This is a genomic window from Psychrobacter sp. CX18 (assembly GCF_057396215.1).
In genome coordinates, this window is sequence record NZ_JBXYJH010000004.1 from 43,888 (window position 1) to 65,812 (window position 21,925).

The 21,925-nt window shown below is 42.1% G+C and carries 17 protein-coding genes; 13 read left to right on the plus strand and 4 right to left on the minus strand.

The window, feature by feature from the left end; translation table 11 throughout:
• The first annotated feature begins 1 nt into the window (after nt 1).
• The 13 genes from AC2SLT_RS04105 (at nt 2) to AC2SLT_RS04165 (ending at nt 17,274) form a co-directional block, all read left to right on the plus strand.
• Entirely contained in the window at nt 2-670 is a 669-nt protein-coding gene (locus AC2SLT_RS04105; RefSeq protein WP_486546373.1) for a NuoB/complex I 20 kDa subunit family protein, read from the plus strand.
• A 180-nt stretch (nt 671-850) separates the two neighbouring features.
• Entirely contained in the window at nt 851-2,641 is a 1,791-nt protein-coding gene (gene nuoC, locus AC2SLT_RS04110) for an NADH-quinone oxidoreductase subunit C/D (protein WP_486546374.1), read from the plus strand.
• A gap of 160 nt (nt 2,642-2,801) precedes the next feature.
• Nucleotides 2,802-3,311 (plus strand): NADH-quinone oxidoreductase subunit NuoE, encoded by a 510-nt coding sequence (gene nuoE, locus AC2SLT_RS04115; protein ID WP_486546582.1) that lies wholly within the window; start codon nt 2,802-2,804, stop codon nt 3,309-3,311.
• The gene (nuoF, locus tag AC2SLT_RS04120) at nt 3,308-4,918 is read left to right on the plus strand and encodes an NADH-quinone oxidoreductase subunit NuoF (RefSeq protein ID WP_486546375.1); all 1,611 of its coding nucleotides are present in this window, start codon (nt 3,308-3,310) and stop codon (nt 4,916-4,918) included. Before nuoE ends, nuoF begins: the two co-directional genes overlap by 4 nt.
• 16 nt (nt 4,919-4,934) lie before the next feature.
• Nucleotides 4,935-8,051: an NADH-quinone oxidoreductase subunit NuoG gene (gene nuoG, locus AC2SLT_RS04125; protein WP_486546376.1), complete on the plus strand. Its 3,117-nt coding sequence runs from the start codon at nt 4,935-4,937 to the stop codon at nt 8,049-8,051.
• A 1-nt stretch (nt 8,052) separates the two neighbouring features.
• Nucleotides 8,053-9,093, plus strand: a complete 1,041-nt coding sequence (gene nuoH, locus AC2SLT_RS04130; protein ID WP_486546377.1) for an NADH-quinone oxidoreductase subunit NuoH — start codon at nt 8,053-8,055, stop codon at nt 9,091-9,093.
• Between the two features lie 231 nt (nt 9,094-9,324).
• Nucleotides 9,325-9,873: an NADH-quinone oxidoreductase subunit NuoI gene (gene nuoI, locus AC2SLT_RS04135; protein WP_486546378.1), complete on the plus strand. Its 549-nt coding sequence runs from the start codon at nt 9,325-9,327 to the stop codon at nt 9,871-9,873.
• Entirely contained in the window at nt 9,870-10,625 is a 756-nt protein-coding gene (gene nuoJ / locus AC2SLT_RS04140) for an NADH-quinone oxidoreductase subunit J (RefSeq protein ID WP_486546379.1), read from the plus strand. The genes nuoI and nuoJ overlap by 4 nt, the downstream gene beginning before the upstream one ends.
• Nucleotides 10,626-10,747: 122 nt before the next feature.
• Nucleotides 10,748-11,101 carry an NADH-quinone oxidoreductase subunit NuoK gene (gene nuoK / locus AC2SLT_RS04145; RefSeq protein ID WP_486546583.1) on the plus strand — a complete coding sequence of 118 codons (354 nt, stop codon included), beginning with the start codon at nt 10,748-10,750 and terminating at the stop codon, nt 11,099-11,101.
• A gap of 4 nt (nt 11,102-11,105) precedes the next feature.
• The gene (gene nuoL, locus AC2SLT_RS04150) at nt 11,106-12,980 is read left to right on the plus strand and encodes an NADH-quinone oxidoreductase subunit L (protein ID WP_486546380.1); all 1,875 of its coding nucleotides are present in this window, start codon (nt 11,106-11,108) and stop codon (nt 12,978-12,980) included.
• 1 nt (nt 12,981) lies between these two features.
• Complete coding sequence (nuoM, locus tag AC2SLT_RS04155) at nt 12,982-14,784, plus strand: NADH-quinone oxidoreductase subunit M (protein ID WP_486546381.1); 1,803 nt, start codon at nt 12,982-12,984, stop codon at nt 14,782-14,784.
• Nucleotides 14,784-16,259: an NADH-quinone oxidoreductase subunit N gene (locus tag AC2SLT_RS04160; protein WP_486546382.1), complete on the plus strand. Its 1,476-nt coding sequence runs from the start codon at nt 14,784-14,786 to the stop codon at nt 16,257-16,259. Before nuoM ends, AC2SLT_RS04160 begins: the two co-directional genes overlap by 1 nt.
• Nucleotides 16,260-16,455: 196 nt before the next feature.
• Nucleotides 16,456-17,274 carry a ferredoxin--NADP reductase gene (locus AC2SLT_RS04165; protein ID WP_486546383.1) on the plus strand — a complete coding sequence of 273 codons (819 nt, stop codon included), beginning with the start codon at nt 16,456-16,458 and terminating at the stop codon, nt 17,272-17,274.
• Between the two features lie 261 nt (nt 17,275-17,535).
• Here the strand turns inward: AC2SLT_RS04165 and AC2SLT_RS04170 are convergent, their stop codons facing one another.
• The 4 genes from AC2SLT_RS04170 to AC2SLT_RS04185 all read right to left on the minus strand — a co-directional run bounded on the left by AC2SLT_RS04170 (nt 17,536) and on the right by AC2SLT_RS04185 (nt 21,719).
• Entirely contained in the window at nt 17,536-18,312 is a 777-nt protein-coding gene (locus AC2SLT_RS04170) for a hypothetical protein (protein WP_486546384.1), read from the minus strand.
• Between the two features lie 243 nt (nt 18,313-18,555).
• Nucleotides 18,556-19,374: a MipA/OmpV family protein gene (locus AC2SLT_RS04175; protein ID WP_486546385.1), complete on the minus strand. Its 819-nt coding sequence runs from the start codon at nt 19,372-19,374 to the stop codon at nt 18,556-18,558.
• Nucleotides 19,375-19,445: 71 nt separating this feature from the next.
• Nucleotides 19,446-20,192 carry a rhomboid family intramembrane serine protease gene (locus tag AC2SLT_RS04180; RefSeq protein ID WP_486546386.1) on the minus strand — a complete coding sequence of 249 codons (747 nt, stop codon included), beginning with the start codon at nt 20,190-20,192 and terminating at the stop codon, nt 19,446-19,448.
• Nucleotides 20,193-20,507: 315 nt separating this feature from the next.
• Complete coding sequence (locus AC2SLT_RS04185) at nt 20,508-21,719, minus strand: alpha-hydroxy acid oxidase (protein ID WP_486546387.1); 1,212 nt, start codon at nt 21,717-21,719, stop codon at nt 20,508-20,510.
• Nucleotides 21,720-21,925: the final 206 nt, after the last annotated feature.

The following is a 21,925-nucleotide window of genomic DNA, read 5'->3' on the forward strand; positions in this document are numbered from 1 at the left end:
CATGAAATATACGCTAACCCGTGCAAATCCTGATGCGGATACTTTCCCAGCACAGACTCACCAGACCGTGAACGATCCTCTTGAAGATGAGGTAAATCGCAATGTGTTCATGGGTAAGCTTGAGGATATGGTGCATGCCTCAGCCAACTGGGGACGTAAAAATTCATTGTGGCCATTTAACTTTGGTACATCATGCTGCTATGTAGAATATGCGACGACGTTGACTGCGGTGCATGACTTGTCGCGATTCGGGGCGGAAGTTATTCGCGCCTCACCTCGTCAGGCGGATGTGATGATCGTTGCAGGGACTTGTTTCATTAAGATGGCACCGGTTATTCAGCGTCTTTATGAGCAAATGCTTGAACCAAAATGGGTCATCTCTATGGGCTCTTGTGCGAACTCTGGCGGTATGTATGATATCTACTCTGTGGTACAGGGTGTGGATAAAATTATCCCAGTAGATGTGTACGTGCCCGGTTGTCCGCCACGTCCAGAAGCTTTAATTCAAGGCTTGATGTTATTACAAGAGTCGATTACAAAAGAGCGCCGTCCTTTAGGTGCTTATGTCAATGACCAAGGAGTCTATAAGCCTCAGATGCTTCCAGAAAGGGATCGCAAACAAGCAGACCGTATCGCTGTTAAAAACTTGCGCAGTCCAGATAGCATCTAACTAAAATATAGTCTTTTTTTAAGTATTGTATTTTTAGCTGTCACAGTTTCTTTAGGTTTGAGCAAATATAAGCGTTTTAGTTGGTTTTCAGCCAAAATGCTAATTAAATAGATGATTCAATATAGGATACTTTCTTCCGTATTCGCAATAAATGCAATGACTCTGAGGTAAGCGGTAACCATGGTAACGGATAATAGCAAAATGGCTAATAGCACTAGTGCCGATGCATCTAAAACTCAGCCTGCGGTGCTGCGCGAGCTTGGGCATAAATTTTCAGGTAAGTTTACTGAGCAATTTACCTTTGATGGCATTCCGACCATCTGGGTTGCACGCTCAGACCTACTTGATGTTCTCATGTTCTTACGCACCTTACCCAAGCCCTTTGTTATGTTGCTTGATTTATCGGCAATAGATGAGCGCTTGCGTCAACATAGAGATGGCTTACCTGCCAGTGACTTTACGGTGTTTTATCACCTTATGTCACTTGAGAGAAATAGTGACATCCGTGTCAAGGTTGCACTATCTGAAGATGATTTAAACGTGCCCACTGCGACCAAGATTTGGCCAAATGCCAACTGGTATGAGCGTGAAGTATGGGATATGTTTGGTATTGTCTTTGAAGGACACCCACATTTAACTCGGATTTTACTGCCTAAATACTGGGAAGGGCATCCGTTACGCAAAGAGTATCATGCCCGTGCCACAGAATTTACGCCGTATTTTTTAAACGCGGCCAAGCAGCAATTTGAGCAAGAAAACCTACGTTTTATTCCTGAAGAGTGGGGTATGAAGCGTTCGGGCCGAGATGAGGACTTTATGTTCCTAAACTTGGGTCCAAACCACCCTTCAGCGCATGGTGCATTCCGAGTCGTATTGCAGCTCGACGGTGAAGAGATTATTGATTGTATTCCTGATATTGGCTATCACCACCGTGGTGCAGAAAAGATGGCTGAGCGTCAGACTTGGCATTCTTTCATTCCCTATACCGACCGTATCGACTACCTAGGCGGTGTGATGAATGAATTGCCTTATGTGATGGCAGTTGAACAGCTAGCGGGTATTACCGTACCAGAACGTGCTCAGACCATTCGCGTCATGATGAGCGAGTTTTTCCGTATTACCAATAACTTGCTGTATTTTGGTACCTTTGTTCAGGATGCGGGTGGTATGACCCCTGTATTCTATATGTTTACCGACCGTCAGAAGGCGTATGATGTCATTGAAGCGGTTACCGGCTATCGTATGCACCCTGCTTGGTTCCGTATTGGCGGTACAGCTGCTGATCTTCCACGGGGCTGGCAGCGCTTAGTTCGCGAGTTTTTGGACTGGATGCCGAAGCGTCTTGATGAGTATGTAAAAGCCACCATGCAAAACTCTGTACTAAAAGGTCGTACTCAAAATGTGGCTCAATATGATGCGAAGCATGCATTAGCATGGGGTACAACTGGTGCAGGTCTACGTGCTACAGGTGTAGAGTTTGATGTGCGTAAAGCGCGTCCTTATATGGGGTATGAGAACTACGACTTTGAAGTGCCTGTATTCCATAATGGTGATGCGTATGACCGCTGCTTGATCAAAATTGAAGAGATACGTCAGTCGCTACGCATTATCAGACAGTGTATGGATAATATGCCATCGGGTCCATACAAAGCAGATCATCCTTTGGCAGTGCCACCCCCAAAAGATCGTACGCTAAATGACATTGAAACCTTGATTAATCACTTTATATCCGTATCATGGGGTCCGGTCATGCCGGCAGGTGAAGCCTCTATGATGGTAGAAGCGACCAAAGGTATTAATAGCTACTACATCACGTCTGATAAAGCCACAATGAGTTATCGTACCCGTATTCGTACTCCTACATTTGCCCATTTGCAGCAAATGCCATCGGTTATTAATGGTAGCTTAGTTTCGGATCTTATTATTTATCTGGCATCAATTGATATCGTGATGGCGGACTCTGATAGATAGTCGTAATAGAAAACATAAAATAGTCAGTCCGATAAACACCTAGAATAATTTACAATTTTTGATAGTTTTAAGCCAGCTAGAGCCACTTAGTTAACTAGAATAAACCTAGTTAATGCAAAATGAGAAGCAAACTAGCCGTTAAAGAGAACATAAGACAATGATTAAAATTGTGACCGATAAAGTCCCAACAGTAGATGTGGAAAGCATCTTGACTGCCCAAGAGATTGAGGGGATACATGAATACATCCATCATTACCCTCATGCAAGAGCCGCTTCTCTTGACGCTTTGAAACTCGTGCAAAAGCGCAACGGCTGGGTAGATGACGCGCAAGTAAACGCCATCGCAAATTTATTGGATGTACCGGTAACAGATATTGAGGGTGTGGCCACCTTCTTTAACCGGATTTATCGCGCGCCTGTGGGTCGTCATGTGATTTTAGTCTGTGATTCAATTGCCTGTTATTTAACCGGCTATGAAGCACTGTCTGCAAAATTTAAAGAACATTTAGGTATTGAGTACGGACAAACAACCGCAGACGGTCGGTTTACGCTATTGCCTATTTGTTGTTTAGGAAACTGTGATAAAGGCCCTTCTGTGTTAATCGATGAAGATACCTTTGGTCCCGTTTCACCTTCTGAGGTTGCTGAATTGTTGGAGTACTATCCATGAGTCAAACTGTTGACACCTTGACCCCTGAAAATGCTGAGACCCAAAAATTAAGCATCGCAGAACAATTCGCACGTCGCAAACAAGGTCAAGCACCTAGCCAATTAAATAACCAGCGTGTCCCTATTTATGGGGATAAAGAAACAGCGACGATTGAAACAAAACCATTAACGTGGCGTCTTGCTCATCATGATGCTATTTTAGATCTGGCAACCTATCAATCTTTAAGAGGTTTTGAAGGCCTTGAAAATGCCTTGAATAAATCACCTAAAGAAGTAGGTGATATGGTCAAAACGGCTAATGTGCGGGGCCGCGGTGGTGCAGGCTTTAATGCGGGTCTGAAATGGTCATTTATGACGCCACCTGATGGGGGCCCTCGTTATCTGATTTGTAATGCCGATGAGATGGAGCCGGGTACTTTCAAAGACCGTTTATTAATGGAGCGTTTACCGTTTCTATTAATTGAAGGTATGTTAATTACCGCTCATGCGATCGGTGCAACTGACGGTTATATCTTTATTCGTGGAGAATATATTGTTGCTGCCCAGCGTCTAATGGCGGCTATCGATGAGTGTATCGCTAATAATTTATTAGGCGATAACATTAAGGGTACTGATTTTAGTTTTCATCTTCATGTTCATACCGGAGCAGGTCGATATATTTGTGGTGAAGAAACGGCGTTAATTAATTGTTTAGAAGGGCGTCGTGCCAATCCAAGAACGAAACCGCCATTCCCACAAGTTTCTGGTGCATGGGGTAGACCAACGGTGGTTAACAACGTTGAAACCTTATGTAATATGCCTGCTATTTTAGTGAATGGTGCGGAGTGGTATCAGTCACTGAGCAAAATTAAAGACAATAGTGACACACCAGGAACCAAACTATTTGGTTGCTCAGGGCTGGTGAAAGATCCTGGACTTTGGGAATTGCCTTTTGGCTATACAGCTCGCGAAATTATCGAAGATTTAGCAGGCGGTATGATTGAGGGTAAAACGCTGAAAGCATGGTTACCAGGCGGTGCATCTACTGACTTTTTAACACCTGATCATCTTGATTTGCCGATGGACTTTGTGACTATTCAAAATGCGGGTAGCCGTATGGGTACGGGTCTGATCATGGTGGTGGATGAATCACAAGATATGGTAGCACTCTTAAAAAATCTTGAGATTTTCTTCCAGCGTGAGTCTTGTGGATTCTGCACGCCTTGTCGTGACGGTTTGCCTTGGGGCGTGAAACTTCTGACTGCTATCGATAACGGCGAAGGTCAAGTGGGCGATGTTGAAAAGTTAGAAGGGTTGACCAAAGATTTATGGCTTGGTAAAACCTTCTGCGCCCATGCGCCAGGGGCGATGGAGCCTTTAATGAGTGCTCTTAAATATTTCCGACATGAGTTTGACAATAAAATTATAGTAGAAGCACCCACCGAGGTAGATTCAGAAACCTCACAATGGGCTGAGACAGAAATAAAAAAAGTAATGTCAACTATGGTAAAAAGCAAACCTGCGGCATCATCTAGCGCAGATACCGATACCACCAAACATTCGGATTCAAATGCAGGTAAAGGTGCTGGGAATCATACCCTAGCTTCTAAACCTAGTGATGTGAAGTAGAGGAGTAGAAACAGGCATGGCGGTCATACATATTGACGGTAAGCAGGTCGAGGTAAACGGGGCAGACAACCTGTTAGAAGCATGTTTGTCACTGGGTATCGATGTGCCTTATTTCTGCTATCACCCGGCACTTGGTTCAGTCGGCTCATGTCGTCAGTGCGCGGTAAAGCAGTTTAATAATGCAGAAGATGCAGCAGCTGGTAAAGGTCGATTGGTCATGTCTTGCATGGTCGCACCTACCGATGACATGTATATTTCGGTTGACGATGCAGAAGCCAAAGCATTTAGAAAGTCGATTGTTGAGTTTCTAATGACCAACCACCCCCACGATTGCCCAACTTGTGAGGAAGGGGGTCATTGTCATTTACAAGATATGACTTATATGTCTGGTCATAGTAGACGTCGTTACCGCTTTACCAAACGCACCCATCACAATCAAGAACTAGGTCCTTTTATAGCGCATGAGATGAATCGCTGTATCGCTTGCTATCGCTGTGTTCGTTATTATAAAGACTATGCCGGTGGTGAAGATTTAGGCGTTTATGCCTCTAACAACCGAGTTTATTTCGGTCGTGACAAAGATGGTCAGTTTGAAAGTGAATTTTCTGGTAACTTAACTGAAGTTTGTCCAACGGGTGTATTCACTGATAAGACACATTCAGAACGTTATAACCGTAAATGGGATATGCAATATGGCCCAAGCATCTGTCATGGCTGTTCAGCAGGCTGTAATATTTCAGCGGGTGAGCGTTATGGAGAGTTACGCCGCGTTGAAAATCGCTATAACGGAGAAGTTAACCGCTATTTCTTATGTGATCTAGGCCGTTTCAGCTACGGTTATATCAACCGTGAAGACCGTCCTGTACAAGCGGTTGAGCGTATTAACGACAAACAAGTTAAAATAAATATTGACTATGCTTTAGACGAAACGGTTAAGCGTATTAAAGGTAAAAAAGTAGTCGGTATTGGCTCACCGCGTGCCAGTTTAGAGACGAACTTTGCGCTCAAAAAACTGGTGGGCTTTGATAATTTTTCAACAGGTTTGAATAGTCATCAGCAGTCGTTGGTTGAAAAGTGCATTGAGCTATTAAACACTCAAGGTATTTATAATCCGACGATGGCCGAGATTGAAGAGCACGATGCGGTATTTATCTTAGGTGAAGATATCACCCAGACCAGTCCGCGTATTGCTTTGGCTGTACGTCAGGCTGCTAAAAATAAAAAAATTAAGATGGCAGAGGCGCTTAAGACTCAAGAATGGCTGGCTGAGCCTGTGCTTCGTATTGGTCAAAAAGAGCTTAGTCCAGTATACATTGCCGACACTGTGCAAACAAAACTGGATGACATTAGTAAAGTAAGCTGTGTTGCCACACCTGAGGACATCGCAAGTTTAGGCTTTGCGGTAGCAGAAGCGGTAAAAGCACTCTCAAATGATATTGAGCAGATTAAAAAAGAAGCGACTCAAGGCTCCGATTTTAATGGGGCTCATATTGATGCGCAAGACGATGCGCATAAAGTTGAACAAGATGAAGTCCAAGATGCCGTCTATGATGAGAATCAACAGTCTAATTTGGATCCAATGCAGCAACTGGCAAAACAAATTGCCTTTGATTTAGTCACTGCTGATAAGCCATTAGTTGTCTCTGGAACAGGACAGTTTAATGTTGCCATTATCGAAGCGGCTGCACAAATAGCTCAGGTTTTAACCGATAAACGTGATGAAATAAAAGCCTATGAGCTTGAAAAAGTTGACATTCATAATGCAAAAGTTCGAGCGCAAGCAGCTGAAGATCAGCCGAATCAAGATAAAGAGTTAGATGCCAAAACCGCTGAGAAAACGGCTAAAGACAATGTAGAGCGAGATCCAAAAGAAGAAGAGTTGGATCTAAAACAGGTTAATGAGAATTATCGCAAACAAGCTGGCTTATATCTATCTGTACCAAGTGCAAATAGCATTGGCGTCTGCCTATTAGGCGGCAAGTCGGTTGAAGAGATTCTTGCCACAGATTTTGATGCAGTCATTGTGGTTGAAAACCAATTAACTGACGCGTTAGATATTGAAAAACTTGCCAAGTTATTGACAGACAAAACGGTCATTGCACTGGATCATCAAAATCTACACTGGCATAAGTTTGTTGATATCGTGTTACCGGCGGCCAGCTTTGCTGAAGCAGATGGGACATTGGTGTCTGCAGAAGGCCGTGCCCAGCGATTCTTCCAAGTTTATGACCCTGGTTATTACAATAATAAAAATTGTATCAAAGAGGGATGGCGCTGGTTACACGCCGTCGAAACCAGTCTTAATGCGTTGCCACTAGACTGGACGCAGCTTGATGATGTGATTAATGAGCTTATCAAGACGCATCCTAATCTCACAGGTATAAAACAGGCGGCACCAGAATCAGATTTTCGTATTTCAGGCCTTAAAATTGCCCGTGAACCAAGACGTTATTCTGGGCGTACTGCCATGCGCGCTAACCTGTCAGTGCATGAGCCAATGCAGCCCAAAGATTTAGATACGGCTTTAACCTTTTCGATGGAAGGTTATACCGGCACCCAAACCCCAAGTTCTATGATACCTTTTGCACATTTTCCAGGTTGGAACTCACCACAAGCTTGGAATAAGTATCAAGATAAAATTGGCGGTAGCCTAAAACAAGGTGATCCAGGGGTTCGCTTATTTGATTTAATAGATGAGGATAACAAACTGGATAAACGCGATTATGTACAGCCAGAACCGTATCAGCCTATTAAAACCAGTATTTTCCAAGGGCAGGCCAAATTAGTGCCCATTCATAATTTATACGGCAGCTCTGCAATGGCTCAGCGTAGCCCAGTAGTGGCTTCGCAGTTACAAGTGCCAGCATTTTCAGTGAGTAAAGAAGATGCTGATAATTGGCAAGTGAGTGACAAAGACTGGTTGGCTATTACGGTTGATGGGCAGCGCGTGGAATTGCCTGTCAAAGTGGTACCTTATCTTGCCGAAGGCTGTATTGGGTATCCAGTGGGACAAGTGCCTATCTTACATGGACATTTACCGGCATCGGTCATTAAAATTGATCCCCCAAAAATACAAATAGAACCATCCAATGTCGATAATAATCAACCAAACTTAGAGGGTCAGGGAGGTTAATATGGAATCAATTCGAATCATCCCTGAGGTCCCAAGCTTCCTAAGTCTGTCAACAGATGCTTGGACGGTGTTATTTTTAGTTGCTCAAGCCTTAATGATATTTTTGGTCGTGGTGATGGTTGCAGCCTTAATGATCATCTATGAGCGTCGTATGTTGGCGCTTTGGCAGGATCGTTATGGTCCAAACCGAGTAGGACCTTGGGGTTCACTCCAGCTAATTGCAGATATGCTAAAAATCTTCTTTAAAGAAGACTGGACGCCAAAGTTTGCTGATAAATTTATGTTTGTATTAGCGCCTGGTGTGGCGATGTTTACGGCAATAGCCTCATTTGCGATCATTCCCATTTCTCCAACATTAGGGGTAGCGGACTGGAATATTGGTATTCTATTCTTTTTCGCGATGGCAGGTATGGCAGTATATGCTGTGATGTTTGGTGGCTGGGCATCTAGAAATAAATTCTCATTACTCGGCGGTCTACGTTCAGCCGCCCAAACCATTAGCTATGAAGTTTTCTTAGGCTTGTCATTGATGGGTATAGTCGCGATGACAGGCTCATTTAACCTACGTGATATTGTTGTGGCTCAGACAGGCGGCTTTTGGAACTGGAATATCTTCCCTCAGTTTTTTGGGTTCTTAACCTTTGTTGTGGCAGGGGTAGCGGTGACACATAGACACCCCTTCGATCAGCCAGAAGCTGAACAAGAGTTGGCTGAAGGTTACCATGTTGAATACTCCGGTATGAAGTTTGGTATGTTCTTCATTGGTGAGTATGTCAATGTGGTCCTTATTTCGGCTTTAATGACTTGTTTGTTCTTTGGTGGTTGGGATGCGCCAATGAATCTTGGATTCACCATTCTACCGCCAGCATTTTGGTTCATGATCAAAACCTTGTTTTTTATGACCATGTTCGTATTGGCTCGTGGTTCGCTGATGCGTCCAAGATACGACCAAGTTATGAACTTCGGTTGGAAGATTTGTTTGCCAGTTACCTTGATTAATTTATTAGTAACCGCTGCTTTGATATTGATTTCAGCAAGTTAATTTCAAGGCAAAATATCCTTCAAACTCTACACCCTTAAAAAAGTTATTTGCAATAGGGTATAGATCGATATTTGGCAAAGAAATTTACTTATAAAAAAGAAATTTACCTATACAAGAGTTATTTGGTTTAAAACCTTCTATTTATTAGTTAGAAATAACGACCCGACTGACGTTAAAAGCTATTTTTATCGTTGTCAGGTTCTTCACTAGTAAGCAATTAGAGAAGTTAACATGTTTAAAACGTTGAAAAAGACAGTCGTGGGCATGTTTACCATTGTGCGCACCATGTGGATGGTTAACAGTCATGCTTTTAGACCTCGAGATACCATATTGTATCCAGAAGAGCCTGTGCCAGTGCCGCCACGCTTTCGCGGTCGTATCGTGTTAACCCGTGATCCTGATGGAGATGAGCGTTGTGTCGCCTGCAACCTATGTGCGGTGGCGTGTCCTGTTGCCTGTATCTCCTTACAGAAAGCGGAGCGTGAAGATGGGCGTTGGTATCCTGAGTTTTTCCGTATTAACTTCTCACGTTGTATATTTTGTGGTATGTGCGAGGAAGCTTGTCCGACCACAGCGATTCAACTTACACCAGACTTTGAGTTGGGTGAATACGTTCGTCAAAACTTAGTATATGAAAAAGAGCATCTATTAATCTCAGGTCCAGGTAAATATCCTGATTATAACTATTACCGTGTTAGCGGTATGGCGATTAAAGACAAACCAAAAGGGGCTGCCCAAAATGAGGCGGATCCTGTCGATTTAAGGAGTCTATTGCCATGAGTTGGCTACACTGGTTTGATAATACTGCATTGGTAGGTTTTTATGCCCTAGGGTTAGTTGCAATTATCGCAAGTCTTAGGGTTATTATGTTAGCTAATCCCGTCCATGCCATCCTTTCTATGATTGTATCGTTATTGGCATTAGCAGGAATCTTCATTATATTGGGCGCGCCATTCGCTGGGGCCTTACAGGTTATTGTCTATGCAGGCGCAATTCTCGTGCTCTTCGTATTTGTTATTATGATGCTCAATTTGGGCTCTGAAAATGACAGCCGAGAAAGCCTATGGTTGTCATCAGATGTCTGGGCCGTACCTACTGCATTAAGTGTCATCGTCGGAATTGTCCTCATGTATATTATTTCAATGGGTAATAGTGTTCAAGGTGTGACAACCGCTGCGACAATAGGGGCTCAAACAATATCTGCCAAACAAGTAGGTATTGCATTATTCACAGAGTATTTATTATTGGTCGAAGTCGGTGCGATGCTGTTATTGGCTGCCCTAGTTGCCGCCTATCATTTAGGTAAAAAAGCGCTTGACGATGAAAACGTCAGCCACAGTAGCCGTCAAGTAGCCCATTCAAATGGTCTATTTACAAATGATACGGACAGAGTAACTCATGCCAAGGGTGATAATTCTCTGGGTTCAGATGAGGCTGATACGGCTTACGAATATCAGAAACTAGATGCCAACCGCTTCAAACAAGGTCATAGACATGATAGCGCTCATCTGCACAATAGGGAGGATAGTTAATGGCAGCTGCAACCTCTGAAACCGTTAACCAAACTGATGTGACATCTTTAAGTCATGTCGATACTGTCAGTAATGCTGATACTGTAGCAACCACCCAATCAATGGAAATTAAACCTGTTGAGATGGTGCAAGCGCCTCACGTCAATGTTGTTGCTGATACAAGCGTATTAGGTCCTATTCCGATGGAACATGGTCTTATATTAGCGAGCATTATTTTCGTAATAGGGCTATGTGGCGTGATGGTTCGCCGAAACTTCCTATTTATGCTAATGAGTCTGGAAATTATGATGAGCGCCGCTGGCCTTGCATTTATAGTCGCTGGCAGTCATTGGTTAAGTGCAGATGGTCAAGTTATGTTTATCTTTATCCTAACCTTAGCAGCTGCTGAGGCTTCATTAGGATTAGCAATCTTATTGCAGTTCTACCATCGCCGTGGTCATTTAGATATTGATTCCGCCAATGAGATGAGAGGTTAATATTATGAGTTTATTACCATTGACCTTTATCTTTCCGGCTATCAGCTTCTTGATCCTAGCGGCAATGCGAGATCATTTATCTGAACAGTCGGCAAAATGGCTTGGCGTGGGAAGTTTAGGTCTATCTGCTCTATGTGCTCTGATTGCGTCATACAGCTACCTGTCTCAAAACGATCCTAGTACGGTTATTAACTTACCGTTATGGACGTGGATGCAAGTAGGCGATTTTGCCCCTGCATTCGGGTTAAGCTTCGATGGCTTAGCCTTAACCATGACAGGCGTTATTACGGGTGTCGGTTTTTTAATTCATCTATTCGCCTCATGGTACATGAAAGGTGATGTTGGCTTCGCAAGGTTTTTCAGCTATATGAATTTATTCGTCGCCAGCATGTTGTTATTGGTGTTAGCGGATAACTTATTATTGCTTTATCTCGGCTGGGAAGGCGTGGGTATTTGCTCGTACTTATTGATTGGTTTTTATTATCAAAATAGAGCAAATGGCCGGGCAGCAATGAAAGCATTTACCGTCACTCGTATTGGTGATGTGTTTTTGGCATTCGGGCTATTCTTACTGTTCCGTGAATTCGGCACCTTAAATATTCAAGATATCATTACCCGTGCCCCACAAATGTTTGAAGCCAATAACCCAACATTGATATTGGCAACCATGATGTTAGTGGGCGGGGCAATGGGTAAATCTGCACAAATTCCTTTGCACAGTTGGCTTGCTGATGCGATGGCAGGACCGACACCGGTTTCTGCATTGATTCACGCCGCAACCATGGTTACCGCTGGTGTGTATCTAATAGCACGACTGCACCCTCTATTTATGTTAACACCGGGCATTTTACTATATTGGGTAGGTGCTGTTGGTGCAATAACCTTAGTGGTGGCAGGATTCTGTGCATTAGCACAGACTGATATCAAGCGCATTTTAGCGTACTCAACCATGAGTCAAATTGGCTATATGTTTTTGGCACTTGGTGTGGGCGCTTGGCAAGGTGCTATCTTTCATTTAATGACTCACGCTTTTTTCAAAGCTTTACTGTTCTTATCAGCGGGTGCGGTAATTACCGCGGTGCATCATGAACAAAATATATTTAAGATGGGCGGATTACGCAATAAGATACCTTTAGTATTTTGGTGCTTTATTGTCGGTGGAGGCGCATTAGCAGCCATACCATGGATAACCGTCGGCTTCTATTCTAAAGAAGCGATCTTATGGGAAAGCTATGCAACGGGTCATCAAATTCTGTTTTATATGGGCGTGTTTGGGGCATTCTTAACGTCGCTGTATACCTTCCGTATGATTTGGTTCACCTTCTTTGGTGAAGAGAAAACCCATGCACATAAGCTGTCAGGTTTATCTTATCAGCTACCTTTAATTATTCTATTAATCTTGTCAACAGCAGTAGGTGCATTGATAACACCACCACTACACGGTGTCTTACCAGAAAGTGTGGGTCATATGCTTGAAATGAGCGGTGATGCCCATGCGAAGCACTTGGCTGAATATATCGCTATGGGTGCGATGGCATCTGGATTAGTACTCGCATTTTTATTGTATGTTGCTAATAAAGGCAAGCTTTTAACCCGTTTTAAATCAACAAGTTTGGGTGGTGCGATATATTATTGGTGCCTAAATGGACTTGGTTTTGATGCCTTGTATGATTTGATTTTTGTGAAACCATTTTTATTCATCGGCAAATTACTCAAAGTCGACCCTGTTGATAAAACATGGAACATCTTACCCGCTATCGCTGCAGCGGGTAATAAGGTGATGACCATGACTCAATCAGGATCGCTAAGAGGATATGCTGCAAGTTTTGGACTGGGGATGGCAGTGTTGTTGATACTAGTCATGACGACGGTGATTTAAGATGACAGAACTTCAATTAGCTTGGATATTGCCAGCATTAATTGCTACCCCGTTTATTGCGGGTACGCTGTGTTGGTTAGTAGAAAAAATTGACAAACGTCTGCCTCGATGGATTGCCTTACTTGGTATGATTATCACCTTTGCGATGACGGTCGTGTTATGGCGTGAAGGTGGCTTTGCAGGTATGAGTAAGCAGGTGATTGCACCTGATGCACAGCTGCCCTGGTTTGCTGAGTTTGTGGTACCTTGGATCGATTCATTTGGTATTAGCTTCCATTTAGCTTTAGATGGTATGTCATTACTGATGGTATCGTTAACCGCTTTCTTAGGTATTATGGCGGTAGGTTGTTCTTGGGGTGAGATTCAACGCCGTGTTGGATTTTTCCATCTTAATCTACTGTGGAGCTTAGGTGGGGTAATCGGGGTATTCTTAGCCATCGATTTATTCTTGTTCTTCTTCTTCTGGGAGATGATGTTAGTCCCTATCTATTTCCTAATTGCCATCTGGGGACACAATGCCTCCAATGGTAAAACCAAAGAATATGCGGCTACTAAATTCTTTATTTATACTCAAGCGTCAGGCTTGATTATGCTGGTGGGCATTTTATTATTAGTCATCATAAATTACCAAAACTCAGGCGTATTTAGCTTTAACTACAATGATCTTTTGGGCACGCCTCTTGGTGGTTGGGAATATCCCATCATGCTGTGCTTCTTTATCGGCTTTGCGGTTAAATTACCGATCATGCCCTTTCATGGTTGGTTACCCGACGCTCATGCTCAAGCACCAACTGCAGGTTCCGTTGACTTAGCAGGTATTCTGATTAAAACAGCAGCCTATGGTTTGATTCGTTTCGTATTGCCATTTTTCCCAGAGGCCTCTCAACAGTTTGCGCCAATAGCGATGACACTTGGAGCTATCGGTATCTTCTACGGTGCATGGATGGCCTTTGTGCAAACGGATATTAAACGCTTGCTTGCCTATACGAGTATTTCACATATGGGATTTGTGGTATTGGCGATTTACGCAGGTACCTTACTCAGCCTGCAAGGTCTGATGATACAAATGTTAGCGCATGGTCTATCATCAGCGGCGCTATTTATTATGGCAGGGCAGTTATACGAGCGTATGCACACCCGTGAATTACCATTAATGGGCGGCATGTGGGGACAATTCCGTTATTATGCGCCATTTTTAATGTTTTTCTGTGCGGCACTGTTAGGTATTCCTGGTACAGGAAACTTTATCGGTGAGTTTCTAATATTATTAGGATCGTTTGAACAGTATCCGGTATTCGTTGTTATTGCAACCTTTAGCTTAGTATGGGCAGGACTCTATTCATTGATTATTATTTACCGTGCGCTATTTGGGGAAGAAACTGTCCCTAAGTATGCTGTGGTTGCCAATCATTCGAATACGTCAGTAGCAACTCATGATGACAGTGTTGATAGTATGCCAAAACATCATGTGACTAATGAACAACACCCTCACCATCTGCAACCTGCATTAGCCACTTCACTAGATACCGGTGCGGTAAATTCTCATACCTTAAACCCGAGCTATGAGGGTGAAGAGATCCATGATAAGCCAATCAATCTATATGACTTAAATAAACGAGAACTTCTATTACTTTTATTACTAGCCATTGGCTTGGTTTGGCTTGGTTTATTTCCACAGTCAGTGTTGGATACGTCTAGTCATGCGATGCAGTGGATTAATAATGCCTATAACTATCATGAGGTTGTCAATTTTGATGCCACTCAGGCCATACAGTCAACAGTTGTCACAGGGGAGGTTCGTTAATGAATAACGTTATAGAAACGACTTGGCCTGTGTTAATGCCTTTTGCGCCTATTCTGATTGTGGTCGTCACGCTATTGGTTGTTATGCTAGCAATCGCCCTTAAGCGTTCACATTTTTTAACCGGTACATTATCCGTACTTGGATTAAATATCGGCTTATTGGTATTAATAGGTCAGATGCTGGGTTGGTTCGGTGTGCCTGAACAGGTCATAGTCAGCCGCATGTTTATCGTAGATCCTTTTGCCCAGTTTAATATGGTGGTCATCTTTTTATCTTCTTTAGCCTGTTGTACCTTGGCTTATCCATATTTTAGAACCTTTAAAGATCATAAAGAAGAGCTGTACCTGCTGTTATTGTTATCCACTGTCGGTGCGTTACTGATGGTATGTGCGCATAATCTAGCCTCATTCTTTATGAGTCTTGAGCTACTTTCAGTGCCTTTATACGGTATGTTGGCTTATGCCTTTATGCGTGATCGTTCACTAGAATCAGGACTAAAGTATCTGGTCTTATCGGCGACTGCTTCAGCGACCTTACTAATGGGTATGGCGTTCATATATGCTTCAACCGGCACGCTAGAATTTAAAGAAATTGCCTACGTATTATCTGATGTGTTTGAGTCGCCACTGATGATTTTAGGTGCGGCAATGATGACGTTTGCTATTGCTTTTAAATTATCAGCAGCGCCTTTTCATATGTGGACACCCGATGTTTATCACGGTGCGCCTGCACCTGTTGCCACTTATTTGGCCTCAGTCTCAAAAGTGGCAATGATGGCGTTGGCAATTCGATTCTTATTAGACGGTGCCGTGCTTGCGCTGCCTACCGTTAATACGTTACTCATGGTAATTGCCACCTTATCTATCTTATTTGGTAACTTACTGGCTTTACGTCAGACCAATTTGAAACGTCTATTGGGTTATTCTTCTATCGCACACATGGGCTATGTATTAGTCGTTGCTGTTAGTATTGGACCTGGTGCCTACTCAATTACCAATATGTATATGGCGGTATATGCGTTTACTTCTTTAGGTTTGTTTGGTGTGATTACTTTAATGTCTAGCACCTATAAAGAAGCAGGTGAAGCCTCTGAATTAATACATTACCAAGGCCTATTTTGGCGTCGTCCTGTATTAACTGGAGTAATGACAGTGATGCTGCTTTCTATGGCAGGTATTCCGTTAACCGCCGGATTTATCACTAAATTCTTCGCCATCGTAGCGTCTGTCGATGGAAATGAGTGGTTTTTAGCGGCCATGATTATATTAGGTAGTGCGATTGGACTTTATTACTATCTACGGGTTATGTTAACGCTATTTAAACGTCCAACTAAGACCATTGAATTTGATGCGTTGTGGCATTGGGGTATTCAAGTTGGCGGCTTGATGGTCATACTAGTGACCCTGATCGTATTATATGTCGGTGTATTACCTAACGACTTTATTAATATGGCAACACGAGCTATTATCTGGTAATTTAGACAATTTAATTTGCTAGATACAGTTTTCTAAATACAATTCTTTAAGTTCAGTACGTTAAGTTCAGTTCGTTAAATACAGTAAGATGAGTTACTTAGTGTGATATGTTATGCTTGTAAGGCTAATGCTTTACAAGCATTTTTTTTAATTTTATATAAAAGGTATTAAACCATTATCGGGCGGATTATAATTTATGACGGACAATTCTGACACTATTCAAAAGGTACGGGTACTAGATAAAAAGACGTGGACGCCCACTTTATTTAGCTTCACTGTCACGCGTCCAGAAAGCTTTAAATTTACAGCAGGTCAATTTGTACGTTTAGGGGTTAATCCAAGTCGATTAAAATATTATGAAGACCGTACTTTAGAGGTACCTGATGAGGATATTTTTCGAGCATACTCTATCGTATCGTCACCCTATGATGAGACATTAGAGTTTTTCTCTATTGTCATACCAGATGGTGCATTTACATCGCAGTTGCAACATCTGCAAGAAGGTGATGAGTTATTATTAAATACAACGCCCTTTGGTTTTTTAACCTTAGCGCGTTATCAAGAGCCATTGCCTAAAGACTTATGGTTACTCGCAACAGGGACAGGTCTGGCACCTTTCTTATCCATGCTCCAAGATTTAAAAACTTGGGAGGACTATAAGCATATCATTTTGGCTTATAGTGCCCGCAATCAACAAGAGCTTGCTTATGTCGAACGAATTAAAGCGTTGGAAGCAGACTTTGGCAGTCTAGTGGACAATCCTGCTAAACTGACCTTTATACCAATTATCACCCGTGAGGCAGTTGAGGGCACATTAAATCAACGACTGCCTAAATTATTATTAAACGGTGAGTTAGAACGTGTGGCCGGTGAGGCACTAGATGTCGATCACTCGCATGTGATGCTATGCGGCAATCCAGATATGGTAGAGGACACAAAAGAGACGCTAAAACAAATGGGTCTGGTTATGAATAGGCGCGGGGTAGGTAATATCGCGGTCGAAAACTACTGGTAGCCTGTTTTATAGTCAAGACTAAATTTTAATGAGTAATAGTGGTAGCGTGTGGTGAAACCAAACGTAATCCACGGATTTTTAGATGCTGTTAGTTTAGTTCAGGACACATAACCAGAAAGCCCCTAAATTTAGGGGCTTTTTTGGTATAACGGTGGTTTGCGTGAGCTTATGTGATGACCCTTCAGCAGCTTTAAGTAGCTAATGGTACCAGACAGTTCTAGCTAGTTCTAATCAATTCTTACCAGTTCTAACAATCCAGAGCTATTCCTGACTGGGGTTGATCGCATCGCTAATTGGATTGGTCGGACCTTTCATTAACTCAGGAACATCATCTGGTGTAATAATGTCTTCTACACCACTATTGTTTAATAAATCACGCACATTAACCTTAGTTTTTAAAACCATTAGTTCTTCTTCTACTAAGCCATAGTTTACCTGCACCTTGTGTAAGGTGCTGATAATCTTTTTATTACGCTTTAACCAACGGTTTATATCCAAGTAGATAATATTGTCTTTCGGACGTGCAATATTGATTTTACTTAAAATAAAGCCTAAAGGGTCTTTATGTAAAACACTATGGTAAAACCAAATGGCAAGCTTAACACCTTGACGCTTTAAAAAAGACTCACAATGAAGCTTAAGTACATCGGTATTGGTTTGCTGAGCAAAGACGAAGCGTTGAACATCTCTATCAATTTGAACATGAACTAAACCAAAGTTACTGGCAACTTCAGCATAGATACCGGCAGCTTCTATGGTACAAAACAGCCGAAACCAATCATCATGAAGCTCGACTCTGATCTCAAGTATCTGACTGACATTATCAGTGACAAACTTCTTTAAGGCCGCATTCACCTGATCCTGACTGACGGGTATCGAAAATTCATCATCCACCGAGTCTGCCGTTTTATTATATACAGACTTTATTTTACCAGTGATACTAGACCATAAATCGGTGATACTAAAAGTAGAATTATCATCAATATCTGCATAAGAGGGTTCTGCTGTATCAATTAAAGATTGTTGAGTTGATTGCACACATATTCCTCGAATTATCAAAGTTCCAATATAAGCCAAAGATTTAAAAGTATCGAACTTAAAATATTAGACTTAAAAGTATTATACTTAAAAGCGGGAAGGCGACTAGATTAGCAGTTTTTGGTAAATAGTATATAGGGGATACCTAGCGCTTATCCATTATAAAATTTGCCCTTTTAAACGCTACCTTTTTTAAAGGGTATCAGCCTGTCTTAGAGCTAAACAGTATTAAACTAAATAGTGTTAAAACTTATATAGCACGCCTAAAGTCGTCCGATAATCAACATCATCATCAACCATAGGACTGTCTTTTTGTTCATCAGATAAGAAGTTAACACTTTGTCCTAAAAATACATCCCAATCATTATTGATGGTATAAGTACCATTGACACTGATGTAAGGACTTACACTTGAGTCAGGTTTATATTGAGCGACGCCTGATTTAGCGGCTTCTTTTTGGCTAACCCCATAATAATATTCATTATAATTCTTATCTACCCATTCAAGTCCAACACTTGGGTAAATCGTCCATTTACCGGGTGTTAAACGACCTATATAGGTTAATTTAGCAACGGTTCCGTCACTACGCCCAGAAATATCAGTTGCGATCTGTCCCCTAAAGCCACCAACAGAGGTACGACGTAAATAACTGGCACCAATAAGGGCTGACCACTTTCTTTCGTCTAATAGTTCTAAATTACCCTCGGCATCATCTGGATCAAAGTCTCTACCGGCAGGCTGTATAAAACCTGCTATCTCATTGGTGTTATCATTGACAAGGTAACCGCCTAGTTGGCTACCACGGGCGTATACCTTGTTATTGTCATAAAATAAACTTGGCATCACCGTAACGTCATCGTCTATATCGTAAGCACTTTTGTTAGCAATAACATTGATACCTAAGCTAAGGCCAGTTTTATCAACAGCACTGTGGTTAGCAATACCAGTTTCAGGGGCAACGGTGCTTTGAGCATGGGCAACGGGAGAGAAAATAGTGATCATTCCCAATAATATAGGGCTTAACAGCACAGTCCGTTTTATAGCGTGGTTAAATAGGTTCATAATAAACTCGATAGTTAGTTAAAAGGGGTTAAAGGTATTTTGCCATTAAAAATCATTAAAAATCATTAAATTCAATATAGCCCTATTTGCAGATGTAAGTCTAGCCATAATTTATAAAATAACCCTGCGACGATAGCAAAGAGTAGCCAAGGTATCGTTTTGAACAAAGGTTTGTCCGATGTAGAAAAGCGGTACCCTAAACTGATCCCAATTGCCAATATACCACCGGTTATCGCACCACCAATATGCCCGGCGTTATCTATACCGGGTACTGCAAAGCCATATACTAAGGTTAACGCTAAGACAAAAGCTAAACGTTTTAATTGAAGCTGAACCCCTTTAACAGGCAGGCGGTGAACATAAATTCTTAACAGCTCCGTTACTAATAGCGCCATACCAATGCCCATGATGCCACCAGAAGCCCCAGCTGATATACCAGGTGCTCCATTATGGTGAAAGACTTGCCACCATGTCACATAATTATTTAATAAATTACCGCCTATTGCGGATAACAAAAATAATAGCAAAAAATTAAGAGAACCTAAATTTCTTTCAGCCACTTGTCCGAAGAAATACATCGCAAAACAATTAAATAATAGGTGCATCAAGCCGATATGTAAAAAGGCACTGCTAACCAACCGCCACGGTTCGTAGCCTAAACTAAAAGGTAGCGCATTCGCTCCCCATTTAAGGAGGGAGTCTACACTGGGCTGGTTGACATCGACACCGGTGGCAACTTGGATCACAAATAGCCCTATAAAGCTAAATAGTAATAAGGTTGTCACGGGCGCAACTCGGAACAAATTTTGAATAGTCATAGTGTCGTTAAGTGGCACAAAGTAGCGCTATTTTAACATAGGAAGGGTCTGGTTTAATGTAGAGGCGTATAAATGAGACAATTAAAGGAACATACAAGAGGCTAAAAAAAGGATAGGTCTAATACTTTTTAGGATATAGACATAATAATAATTAAAACTAGACCTAAAAAAGTCTCAAATTAATAAGGGTTTCAGAACTCATCTAAAACCCTTATTAGCTATCGTTAGGGATACCGTGGTTACTAATACGGTTAATACTGTCGCCTTATAATTTGTCGGCAATTAAATTTATTAAAGTGCCAGCGTTTTAAAGTATTAGCCCCAGCGTATGGCTGGTGTATAGGGTAATGATGATTTTAAATTCTCAAAAGTTCCCTTGACTAAGATGTCATCCGTCACGTCATTAATATTGGTATGACCGCAAAACGCCATAGTAACATCACACTCTTTATAAAGAATTTCTAGAGCGCGGCGCACCCCATCCTCACCATAAGCACCAAGGCCATATAAAAAGGCACGACCTATCATAGTACCTTTAGCACCTAGCGCCATGGCCTTTAATACATCTTGACCCGATCGAATACCGCTATCAAGCCAGATTTCGATGTTACTATTCTCACTTTTAACGGCTTGAACGATATCGGCTAAACAAGCAATAGAGGAGGGGGCGCCATCTAATTGACGACCACCATGGTTTGAAATCACCATAGCGTCAGCACCACTTCGAGCCGCCTTGATGGCATCTTCAGGCTCCATAATACCTTTAATAATCAGCTTACCGCCCCACAAATCTTTGATGTCGGCAACGTCGTTCCAGCTTAAGCTAGGATCAAACTGCTCAGCAGTCCACGACGATAAGGACGAAAGATCACCCACACCTTTTGCATGACCAACAATATTGCCAAAAGTGCGACGTTTTGCGCCCAGCATATTAAAGCACCATTCAGGTTTGGTCATTAAATTCAAAATGTTGGCGAGCGTCGGCTTTGGCGGCGCCGATAGACCGTTTTTGATGTCTTTATGTCGCTGTCCTAACACTTGAAGATCAGCGGTTAATATAAGCGCAGAACAATTGGCCTGTTTGGCACGGGTGATAAGATTTACCATAAATTCTTTGTCACGCATGACGTATAGCTGAAACCAAAAAGGGTGATTGGTATATTCTGCGACGTCTTCTATTGAGTTAATGCTCATTGTCGACAAAGAGAAGGGAATACCGAAATCTTTAGCGGCTTTGGCAGCATGCATCTCGCCATTAGCCCACATCATACCGGTGAATCCCGTTGGGGCAATGGCAACGGGCATACTGACGTCTTCACCGATCATTTTAGTCGCTAAACTTCGATTGTCCATATCGACTAATACACGTTGACGTAGCTTAATACGATCGAAGTCCGTTTCATTATTGCGATAAGTGGTTTGAGTCCATGAGCCTGAGTCTACATAGTCATAAAACATACGCGGTACTTTACGCTCCGCTACCACTCTTAAGTCTTCAATTTCGGTAATTTTCGTTAAGTCTTTCATCTCATTACTCATATTATAGAATGTACACAATAGGAATGATTACTTGCCAAGGCGGTATACTATTAAACCTTTTTATTTTAACAATCTTATTTTAATAATCTCATTTAAAAAGTATTATTTAAACAGCCTCATTGAACTAGGTCTTAGAAGCGGTATTAACAACCTACAAATGGTTATTTTTGCCTGAAATTAGGATTAAATAGAAT

Bases quoted from the DNA above. Each gene is read 5' to 3' on its own strand.
- nuoF (WP_486546375.1), top strand. From the start codon at position 3,308: ATGAGTCAAACTGTTGACACCTTGACCCCTGAAAATGCTGAGACCCAA.
- AC2SLT_RS04160 (WP_486546382.1), top strand. From the start codon at position 14,784: ATGAATAACGTTATAGAAACGACTTGGCCTGTGTTAATGCCTTTTGCG.
- nuoL (WP_486546380.1), top strand. From the start codon at position 11,106: ATGAGTTTATTACCATTGACCTTTATCTTTCCGGCTATCAGCTTCTTG.
- nuoH (WP_486546377.1), top strand. From the start codon at position 8,053: ATGGAATCAATTCGAATCATCCCTGAGGTCCCAAGCTTCCTAAGTCTG.
- AC2SLT_RS04165 (WP_486546383.1), top strand. From the start codon at position 16,456: ATGACGGACAATTCTGACACTATTCAAAAGGTACGGGTACTAGATAAA.
- nuoK (WP_486546583.1), top strand. From the start codon at position 10,748: ATGGTGCAAGCGCCTCACGTCAATGTTGTTGCTGATACAAGCGTATTA.
- AC2SLT_RS04105 (WP_486546373.1), top strand. From the start codon at position 2: ATGAAATATACGCTAACCCGTGCAAATCCTGATGCGGATACTTTCCCA.
- AC2SLT_RS04180 (WP_486546386.1), bottom strand. From the start codon at position 20,192: ATGACTATTCAAAATTTGTTCCGAGTTGCGCCCGTGACAACCTTATTA.
- nuoC (WP_486546374.1), top strand. From the start codon at position 851: ATGGTAACGGATAATAGCAAAATGGCTAATAGCACTAGTGCCGATGCA.
- nuoJ (WP_486546379.1), top strand. From the start codon at position 9,870: ATGAGTTGGCTACACTGGTTTGATAATACTGCATTGGTAGGTTTTTAT.
- AC2SLT_RS04185 (WP_486546387.1), bottom strand. From the start codon at position 21,719: ATGAAAGACTTAACGAAAATTACCGAAATTGAAGACTTAAGAGTGGTA.
- nuoG (WP_486546376.1), top strand. From the start codon at position 4,935: ATGGCGGTCATACATATTGACGGTAAGCAGGTCGAGGTAAACGGGGCA.
- nuoI (WP_486546378.1), top strand. From the start codon at position 9,325: ATGTTTAAAACGTTGAAAAAGACAGTCGTGGGCATGTTTACCATTGTG.
- nuoM (WP_486546381.1), top strand. From the start codon at position 12,982: ATGACAGAACTTCAATTAGCTTGGATATTGCCAGCATTAATTGCTACC.
- AC2SLT_RS04175 (WP_486546385.1), bottom strand. From the start codon at position 19,374: ATGAACCTATTTAACCACGCTATAAAACGGACTGTGCTGTTAAGCCCT.